The 9,395-nt window shown below is 37.0% G+C and carries 11 protein-coding genes; 6 read left to right on the top strand and 5 right to left on the bottom strand.

The annotated features are described in order from the left end of the window. From NBH07_RS20490 to erm, 5 genes are all read left to right on the top strand, one after another. On the top strand, nucleotides 1-793 hold a 793-nt coding region (locus NBH07_RS20490), incomplete at its 5' end, for a toprim domain-containing protein (RefSeq protein ID WP_250833587.1). Nucleotides 794-1,003: 210 nt separating this feature from the next. Then, nucleotides 1,004-2,308 (top strand): MobV family relaxase, encoded by a 1,305-nt coding sequence (gene mobV / locus NBH07_RS20485; RefSeq protein WP_117748425.1) that lies wholly within the window; start codon nucleotides 1,004-1,006, stop codon nucleotides 2,306-2,308. A 293-nt stretch (nucleotides 2,309-2,601) separates the two neighbouring features. Beyond that, entirely contained in the window at nucleotides 2,602-3,078 is a 477-nt protein-coding gene (locus NBH07_RS20480) for a hypothetical protein (protein WP_117748424.1), read from the top strand. A 16-nt stretch (nucleotides 3,079-3,094) separates the two neighbouring features. Continuing rightward, nucleotides 3,095-4,105 carry a DUF262 domain-containing protein gene (locus NBH07_RS20475; RefSeq protein ID WP_250833586.1) on the top strand — a complete coding sequence of 337 codons (1,011 nt, stop codon included), beginning with the start codon at nucleotides 3,095-3,097 and terminating at the stop codon, nucleotides 4,103-4,105. Then, nucleotides 4,092-4,892, top strand: a complete 801-nt coding sequence (gene erm, locus NBH07_RS20470; protein ID WP_118158801.1) for a 23S ribosomal RNA methyltransferase Erm — start codon at nucleotides 4,092-4,094, stop codon at nucleotides 4,890-4,892. Before NBH07_RS20475 ends, erm begins: the two co-directional genes overlap by 14 nt. 104 nt (nucleotides 4,893-4,996) lie before the next feature. Here the strand turns inward: erm and NBH07_RS20465 are convergent, their stop codons facing one another. Then, complete coding sequence (locus NBH07_RS20465; RefSeq protein ID WP_004342663.1) at nucleotides 4,997-5,815, bottom strand: nitroreductase family protein; 819 nt, start codon at nucleotides 5,813-5,815, stop codon at nucleotides 4,997-4,999. A gap of 173 nt (nucleotides 5,816-5,988) precedes the next feature. Between NBH07_RS20465 and NBH07_RS20460 the strand changes: the two genes are divergently transcribed. Further along, nucleotides 5,989-6,768: a GmrSD restriction endonuclease domain-containing protein gene (locus NBH07_RS20460; protein WP_204795942.1), complete on the top strand. Its 780-nt coding sequence runs from the start codon at nucleotides 5,989-5,991 to the stop codon at nucleotides 6,766-6,768. A 176-nt stretch (nucleotides 6,769-6,944) separates the two neighbouring features. Here the strand turns inward: NBH07_RS20460 and NBH07_RS20455 are convergent, their stop codons facing one another. The 4 genes from NBH07_RS20455 to NBH07_RS20440 form a co-directional block, all read right to left on the bottom strand. Then, nucleotides 6,945-8,327: a hypothetical protein gene (locus NBH07_RS20455; RefSeq protein WP_250833585.1), complete on the bottom strand. Its 1,383-nt coding sequence runs from the start codon at nucleotides 8,325-8,327 to the stop codon at nucleotides 6,945-6,947. 67 nt (nucleotides 8,328-8,394) lie between these two features. Continuing rightward, complete coding sequence (locus tag NBH07_RS20450) at nucleotides 8,395-8,619, bottom strand: hypothetical protein (RefSeq protein WP_147331036.1); 225 nt, start codon at nucleotides 8,617-8,619, stop codon at nucleotides 8,395-8,397. A gap of 64 nt (nucleotides 8,620-8,683) precedes the next feature. After that, nucleotides 8,684-9,097, bottom strand: coding sequence for a DUF5053 domain-containing protein (locus NBH07_RS20445; RefSeq protein WP_087345601.1), 414 nt, complete (start codon nucleotides 9,095-9,097; stop codon nucleotides 8,684-8,686). Between the two features lie 72 nt (nucleotides 9,098-9,169). Further along, a complete protein-coding gene (locus tag NBH07_RS20440) occupies nucleotides 9,170-9,343 on the bottom strand; it encodes a hypothetical protein (protein ID WP_009018485.1) in 174 nt (57 codons plus the stop codon). Between the last annotated feature and the right edge of the window lie 52 nt (nucleotides 9,344-9,395).

Below are 9,395 nucleotides of genomic sequence, written 5' to 3'. Positions count from 1 at the left end.
CGGCTTGCTTCTTATGCCTACAGCAAAGGTAACTAAAAACGTTTCTGCCGCCATAGGCGGCGGAAACGTTCTGTGTTCCACTCTGATTTCAATCAAGACAAAGGCTTGGCTTTACTCTTTTCGCCAGCAGTCATCCGAACCGAGTTTCCACCAGTTAGAGGTGGGAGAACTTACCCATCCTGCATTGCTCCGTTACTTGCAGGAAAGGGGCATAAACACCGACTTGGCAAGATTGGAATGTAAGGAACTGCACTTCATCCATAACGGCAAGCCCTATTTCGCCATCGGCTTCCCGAATGTGGCTGGAGGGTTTGAAGTGCGCAACCGTTTCTTCAAGGGCTGCATCGCACCGAAGGACATCAGCCATATATGCCAGCAGGGAGAACCGAGAGAAAAATGCCTAGTGTTCGAGGGTATGATGGACTACCTGTCATTTCTTACGTTGCGGATGAGGAACTGCCCGATCATACCCAACCTTGATGGGCAGGATTACATCATCCTTAATTCGATTGCCAATGTTTCCAAAGCCATAGACGTGCTGCATAGGTACGAGCGCATCCATTGCCTGTTTGACAATGACGAGGCAGGAAGAAATGCCTACTTGGACTTGGCGAGAGAGTTCAGTGGTCGCATCTGCGACTTCTCCGACAACTACAACGGACACAAAGACCTGAACGCTTACCTGTGCGACAAGCCCATGTCCCAATCGGAAAAACCGATAACGGAGAAGAAGCAAGTCCAATCCGCAAGGCGGATGATACAGCCACCGAAAAAGAAAGGGTTGAAGATGTAAGGGGATGCTTGCAGCGGTACGGATATTTACCGATGGAAAATACCGTAGCTTATTAGGGAATTTTCCGAGCCGCATTGCAAGCAACGCTGAAAATTCCCCAATAAGCCAAAGAGGTTGCACCTCTCTGGACTCTCCAAGACCAACGGCAACAGCCGTACATAAGCAATAATCAAACGATGTTTCACAAGCAGAATAAGAAAGGAATTATATATGGGATTCGTAGTATTACACATGGAAAAGGCGCACGGTTCCGACAGCGGAACGACCGCCCACATCGAGCGTTTCATCATACCGAAGAACGCAGACCCCACACGCACACACCTTAACCGAAAACTCGTCACATACCCCGATGGAATAAAAGACCGCACGGCAGCCATTCAAAAGAGATTGGAGGAAGCAGGACTGACACGCAAAATCGGGAACAACCAAGTTCGGGCTATCCGTATCAATGTGTCGGGAACGCACGAGGATATGAAGCGTATCGAAAAGGAGGGCAGACTTGACGAATGGTGTGCCGACAATATGAAATACTTTGCCGACCTGTTCGGCAAGGAGAATATCGTGGCTGCACACCTGCACAGGGACGAGGAAACGCCACACATACATATTACCCTCGTTCCGATTGTCAAGGGAGAGCGCAAGCGCAAGAAACGTGAGGAACAGGTAAAGAAGCGGTATCGAAAGAAACCAACCAATGCCGTCCGCCTGTGTGCCGATGATATCATGACACGCTTGAAGCTGAAATCCTACCAGGACAGTTATGCCATAGCGATGGCAAAGTACGGTCTGCAACGTGGCATAGACGGCTCACAGGCTCGTCACAAGTCCACACAGCAGTATTATCGAGACATACAGAAACTTGCTGACAGCTTGAAATCGGAAGTGGTGGATTTGCAGGAGCAGAAAACCGAAGCGGAGCAGGAACTCAGACGAGCCAAGAAAGAGGTGCAGACCGAGAAACTGAAAGGCGCAGCCACCACAGCAGCGATCCACATTGCAGAAAGTGTCGGTTCTCTTTTCGGAAGCAACAAAGTTAAGATTTTGGAACGCAGAAACGAGGATTTGCAAGACCGCATCCTCGAACTTGAAGAAGAAGCTCGACACAGGGAACAGCAACAGGCAAAGCACATACAGGAGATAACGGATGCTTACGAACAGCGGCACCGCAAGCTGTCCGAATTCGTGGATTATGTCAAGCACTATTTCCCGTATGTGGAGAAGCTGATGCCAACCATCAAATTTCTGCGTGATACGCTGAACTTTGGCGATGCTCTCATCAGAAAGTTATGCACGTTCAAGGATGTTTCCATCAAAGGGGAACTCTATTCTTGTGAGTTTAACCAGCATTTCAAGGCAGACAAAACGATATGCTCACTGAAAGAGGACAAGGAGGGGAATTTCAACCTCCACATAGACGGAGTTTCACATGTCAGTTGGTTCAGACGGAAGAAAGAGGAGTTTATTGAGAAGCTGAGACCACAAGCAAGGAGACAAAATCGGGGTATTAATTTGTAAATCAAAATAAAGTCCGTGATAGTTGAATGACATATCACGGATTTTTTATACTTTTGTATTCGGATTGGGGCAACCCTTTTCAAAGACATACGAGAAAAAGAAGAAGCGTTATGCTTATCTTGTACTTGAAAACGTAGGAAATTTTCAATCTGAATACAAGGATAGCATAGTGGTTCTCACGCTATAGCGTGGGCTGCTATTGTTACATCTGTATTCAAGGTTTCCTACGACCTTCAAGTAAGAGTGTGGCATACGGTTCACGCTTATTTTTAACAATTTAAACGTATCTAATTATGAGAGTATTAAAGAGAACAAGTGTATGTTTAAAGTGCATACTTGTCTTAACATTACTATTGTCTGTGCCAACCTACACAAATGCTCAACTAAAAAAAGTTGCTAAAATCGAGAAAGTGAAATCTTTTACAAATGGTTCTGTGGCGCTAAATAAAACAATTATAGATGAAGTAGAAGTGTATTCTGTAACTTTACCTAATAATTCAAAATATCATCAACCAATCGTTTTTTTTCTTGGCAGTAAAGATGAGATGATTAAAAATTTGAAAGACCTATCAGAAGCCTTAGAGACAGGAACAAAGGGTGAGGTCTTTGATTTTACGGTATGTGGAAAAAAATACCAACTTTCTTTTAGTCGTTCATTAGGACAAAAGTGCTTCAAAATCTGGGAGCCTATAAATGTATCAAGCGATTATGGTCGTTTTTTCAAAGCAACGATGGATGACATATTAGAATATATAGAAAACAAAAATTGATTAGCAGTCTAAAAGTATGAGCGATACAAAGCTTTTGTCATTATCAGAAATATTCAACAATAAAATTTTTCGTATTCCTGATTTTCAACGTGGCTATTCTTGGGAAGAACGCCAGTTAGATGACTTTTGGGAAGATATCCAAAACCTTAGCCCCAATAAAATACATTATATTGGATTATTGACAGTAGAACCAATAAATGCAAATGAGGTATCCAATATCGAAAAATGGAAAGATGATTTATGGCTTCTCAAAAAGGGGCTGTCCGCATATTATGTAATAGATGGACAGCAGAGATTGACTACTTTAATTATCTTATTGCATGAAATTTTATGTACGTTTAATGACAATGAAGGCATTAATTACGGACAAAAGAGTGAATGGATAGACCGTTTTTTGTATCGTTCTTACAACCAGCTATATAAGTCTTTTGTATTTGGATATGAAAAGGATAATCCAAGCGATGAGTATTTCAAGACAAAGATTTTAGAACAAGAATCCTCTGCTGCAGACAAGTATCCCGAAACATTGTATACAGCAAATCTTATGTTTGCAAAAGAATATTTCAAAAATAGACTTAAGTCATTGAGTAAAGAGGATAAAGAAGCTATCTTTGATAAGGCAATAAACAGGTTGAAATTCAATTATTATGAAATAGATGACTCATTAGATGTATATGTAACATTTGAGACAATGAACAATAGAGGAAAAGATTTGTCTCATTTGGAACTACTAAAAAACCGTCTAATATATTTGTCCACTTTATTACATGAAGATGATGAAACAAAAGGACGATTAAGAACAGATATTAATGAAACATGGAAAACCATATATGAATATTTAGGTAAAAACAAAGATAATCCATTAGATGATGATGACTTCTTGTTTAATCATTGGATAATGTATTTCACATACGATAGAAGTCAATCTGATGTGTATGCCGAGTTTTTACTTAAGAAAAAATTCACCGCAAAAAATGTATTAAGTGGGAATATCTCAATTAAAGAAATAAGTAATGATAAAAAATAAACTGCCCGTAAGATACACGGGACAGCATTTTACTATAGATAAAGTGCTGATAGATGATGCAATTAAAATTGCGAAAATAAATGAATCCGACACTGTTATAGATATTGGTGCCGGAAAAGGATTTTTGACTGTTCATTTAGTTCGTCAATGCACAAATCTAATTGCAATAGAGAATGATAAATCGCTATTGTCCATTCTAAAAAACAAGTTTTCTAACAACACGAATGTCAAAATTATTGATTGTGATTTTAGATGTTACACCATACCAAAAAGAAATTTTAAAGTTGTGTCTAATATCCCTTTCAGAATAACTTCTGAAATTTTAAAATCCTTGATGTTTGATAGTGTTGAGCATTTTATGGGTGGTTCATTGATAATGCAACTTGAACCTGCCCAAAAGTTATTTTCAAAAAAAGTTTTCAATCCATATATTGTGTTTTATCATACTTTTTTTGATTTAAAACTTATGTATGAAATATCTCATGAGAGTTTTTTGCCACCACCAAAAGTCAAGTCAGCACTTTTAAAGATTGAAAGAAAAAAAATGTCAATAAGTTATGAATTGAAAAGAAAATATCTGAATTTTCTCACTTTCTTGTTGCAAAAACCCGATTTGCCAGCCAGAACTGTATTAAAGACAATATTCAGAAAAAGTCAAGTCAGAGTTATTGCTGATAAATATGGAATAAATCTTAATTGTCAAATTGTTAGTTTGGCTGCAAAACAATGGGAATGTTGTTTTTTGGAAATGTTGGAGAGAGTTCCTGAAAAAAACCATCCCTCTTAATTGTTAGTTGATTAGAGTCTGATTCAGTAAAACAAAATTATTTTTTTTACTGAATCAAGATTAACTGTTTAATACACCATTTTAGTCATTAAGTAACTTCTATTTTACTTCCATGTAATATCCACAGGATTGCGTCTCGGAATAGAAGTTATTTTATAACTTGAATATCCAAATAGCATTGGACAAGCCGCTTTACGTTCTTCTGGTATTGATAACAAATCCTTTAATGGTTTATAATTGTCTATAGCCAACTTTACGAATCCAGCCCAACATGTACCGATACCAAAAGCGGGCGCAGCAATATCAAAATGAGTCAAAGCAATAATTGCTTCGGTAGGGTCATCAATTGGCTCAATAGGAACATGTGCAAAAAGTAAATGGGGAGCATTATGGCAAATCAAATCCAAACCACTATCCCAAGTTGAAATTATTGCAGGTACATAATCTGCTAGAGGATGTGATGTGTTTTGAATAGTTCGCATCCAATCAACGGTTAAACTTGCAACACGATTTACCTCTGATGGTTTATGAATAACAATCCATTTTACTGGTTGTCCATTCCCTCCAGATGGAGCATAACGGGCTATATCAATAACTTTAGCAATTAACTCTTTATTAACTGTCTTTGAAGAATAATGTCTCACAGAACGTCGACTTTTTATATACAATGCTATATTCTGTGGTTCAATCTGACTATCCAAAAAAGACGTATTAATTTTTTCGTCAAGAAGGAAATCTAAGGTAAGAGCCTTCTGTGCACAAAAAGACTCACAATGACCACATTTTAAACAATAATCCAATTTTTCTTCAGGTATGGTTGGATAATTTAAGGCTGTCGATTTATCAATGATTCCCATTACACATACAGTTGCGCAAGTATTGCATTTAGAACATGTTTTTCTGTCTATAAGAATTTGTGGCATTTTTGTCTCCTTTAAATTTTATTCATTAAAAAAATTATATCGACAGCCTATCTAAGTGTGTAAAACAATGGTTCTACATATTTAACATCCAATATTCTAACCATTCAGATAGAATAAAAGAGCACATTCAGAAGTTAGAACGAGTTGGCTGGGGTGCTTTCCCTCCAATGATAATGGCTGTATTTACCAAAGAAACCAATGAGGATTTAATTTGGAATTTTTTAGATGCTTGTGAAAGATTCAATTTCTTGGTTTTTGCTGTATCACACCGTTCTTCAAATACGCAAAATAGCAATCTTTACAGAAAGACAAGAGAGTATTATATGGGACAGTTGGATATAGAAACAATTACGGCAGATATTGACTTTTTGACGGATGGGGAAGACGATGAAAACTATTATGGATGGTTTGATTTGGAAAGATTCAAAAATCATATAAAAGAACTATTCTCAAAAAATGATAGAGAAGGCTTTTATTCATGGAGCGGACTTAGGTATTTTCTCTATGAATATGAATTGTACCTACAAGACAATGCTAATATGAAAGTCTCTTGGGAGGACTTTAACAAGAGAAAGAAAGAGGATACAATTGAACACATATACCCACAATCACCTAATGATATTTATTGGAAAAATCGTTTTGGGCATCTTAAACCTTCAGAAAAACGTCAGTATTTGAATTCTTTGGGAAATCTATTACTATTAAATCGTTCTAAAAATTCAAAGTTGCAGAATTACGATTTTGACAAAAAGAAATGTCTGCTAAACAAAGACGGAAAAGAAATAGGATACTATAATGGCTCGTATAGTGAAATTGAAGTTTCTAAACATAAAGAATGGACTCCAGATGAAATAAAGAAGCGTGGTTTGTTGATGCTGCAATTTATGGAGGAACGGTGGAAATTTAGTTTTGATAATTGGAATATATCAAAAGAGGATATTCTATTTCCTTAACTGACAATTATTGATAATTATTGGGGTGGACATTTGCTGTTTCCACCCCAATATCATATATTTGCACCACGAGCTATTGCTTTGAAGCAAAATGAGGAAGAACGCAGCAAATGTCACAGTTGCCAAGTCATTACCTCAAAATTGGGTAATTCTCTCAAAGTCCTTTGTATAAGGAACTAACAAAGGTATTCCAAAGTTACTACAAATTCTTGGATATTGTCCCATGTGGTTAATAGAGTTTCGGTTGAGGGTGAAAATTGATTATTATGTAAATAGGCTTGAATCGTATCTATACCCCAAATGCTATTTTGATCTTTAGTTATGGTTTTGATGCCTTTGCTTAAAGTGTCATCAATATATTTCTTTTTGGCCATGAAATCGGTGACTTTACTTACTTTCTGATAAAGGGTAGCTCCTGATTTTGAGGCTGATACTTTATCTTCTGGAAGTAACCCTTTTTTTTCTAAAAATGTATCCACGCTTAACTCGATGAAAACACGAAGAGCTATAGATGAACAAATCGTAAATGAGTTGATATCCAAACGTTGTAGTTCGTAATAGAGTTTGGCGACCTTTACATTTGTTATATTGATCAAACATGATCTAGGGATTAAGGTTTTACGTTTAATAATCGATTCTATGTTTGAGAATCCTTTCTTATCGCTTCCTTTTGTATTATTAGAAGGAAATGCATTCTTTTCTTCTGGTATTTCAATGGTAGGATCAACAAGTAACCACTCTTTCTCTACTTTTTGATTTAAATCCGGTAAACTATTTGTTTTATAGCCATTAATATAATCTGCACGTAGCTTTGAGGTATAGATCTTTCCTACTATGAAGTCTGGTTTTGTAATGTCATTAATAATGAGACTTAATCCTTTAACAATTTCAGATTCTTCTATATTGGATTTCAGCTTACTGTTTTCGAATCTGAGGCCAAGCTTTTCTCTTACAAAACGATCACTTAGTAAACGTTGTAAATTTGTGACTTTTAAGCCTGATAATAGATTCAATGTACTATCTTCGGTATAAGGAGAACTTTTTAAGAAATCTAGGGCTTGAATTTCAATGGGAGGCATTTTCCCATATTTCATATCGAAACGTTTTATTTGTTCAGAATTCCAGTTAACGATACCAATACCTTTTTGCTCTCCTGTATGCTCTAATTTTACCCATTTATCTGCTTCTGTTATATTGTCAAACACAAAACATTGTATTTTGGTGATAGGTGAGTTTTTAAATTGAATATTTAGTTTGATAAAGCCTTTTTTTAATTGAGGAAAAAGTTTTGAATCAATTAAATTAGGACGGGTCATTAGCTTTATAGCTGTTGTTCGACGGTTTCCTTCCTTTACTAGAAACTTATCGCCAAAAGAAACCACATAAAATGGTTTTGGGGATAGTCCGTTATCTAATATGTGTTGAGCAATCCTATAAATTTTGCTCCCCATTTTAGCTAGCATAACATTTACTGCTTCTTTTTCATTTGAAGAAGGTTCAAAACGATCATTATCCTTGTTGATCAATAATTTTGATAGTGGAATAACTTTGTATGGCATAGGTAAAAGGCGAATCCCTATATAGTGCGCCCACCGGAAACATAACCGGAACAGGATTGCTTACCTGTTACACTGTATAGGGATTCATATAGTGTTTTTTATTGGGCATGTAAATGTGATAATATTTTTTGAATAAACAAAGAAAGAGCCTTAAATAATTTCTGCTTCTTTCTTCAGAAGACATCTCTGATAAAGTATGTTGCATTTTTTCATCAAAGCCTTTTTTCTCTACCTCTGTTTTTAATGAATGGTACTCTGCTATTAAAATATTTAATTTTTCTTCCGCATTCATACTTATATCACTGTTTTTATACTTGTCCGACATATCCGATCGCATTGTATTGTTTTCGTAAGTATCATACCAAGTTCAATTTAGTAATCCGGCGGCTGATGTCTTTCAGCGCCATATCCAGAATAGCCAGTTCCTCCTGTGTGAATTTGCAAATTTTACCGTGCACGCTATTCCCGTTTAATCGTTGGTAGAACCAAGAGGATGATTTCCCGAAATAATCTTTGGCTAGATTAGAGACGGACAGGTATGGTAAAACGGGACTCAGTCGCTCACGAATAGTTAGCTGCTCCTTGATGTCTGCGATCTCTTTATGGATGTTTTCAAAGTCATTTTGCACACCTGCGGTAAGCAGTTCGGTTTCCTTTTCATCCATGCTATCCAACAGATCGGTAATTTGTCGGTCTATGGTAGGGCGGTCATTCTCCGGGGACTTTTTCCAAAGTTCCTTTAGTTCAAAAAAACGCTTTACTTTATCCATCTTATTCTGTTTTTTGAGTTACACATGAAAGGGAAACTCCCCCTCTGGCCTGGAGGGGGAGAACCTTTCTGGTCAATAATACTTTCCAAGTTCCTTAAGTTCTTTCTCAAGTCTCTTGATCTCTTTATCAACCACCGCTTTCATGAATTTGCTTCTCGAAGTCAGTTCATGATACTTGCGGAGATAAAAAAGGAGATCTTTTTCTGCCTCTTCTATCCGGGCTTTTAGCCCATCGTCACTATGCATAGAGCTCTTGTCTTAATGACATCACAAAGATAATAAAAATATTATCAATGGC

Source organism: Parabacteroides sp. B2-S-102 (assembly GCF_023656665.1).
GTDB lineage: Bacteria > Bacteroidota > Bacteroidia > Bacteroidales > Tannerellaceae > Parabacteroides > Parabacteroides distasonis.
Note: the sequence above shows the minus strand (reverse complement) of the source record. Positions and strands in the feature narration are given on the sequence as shown.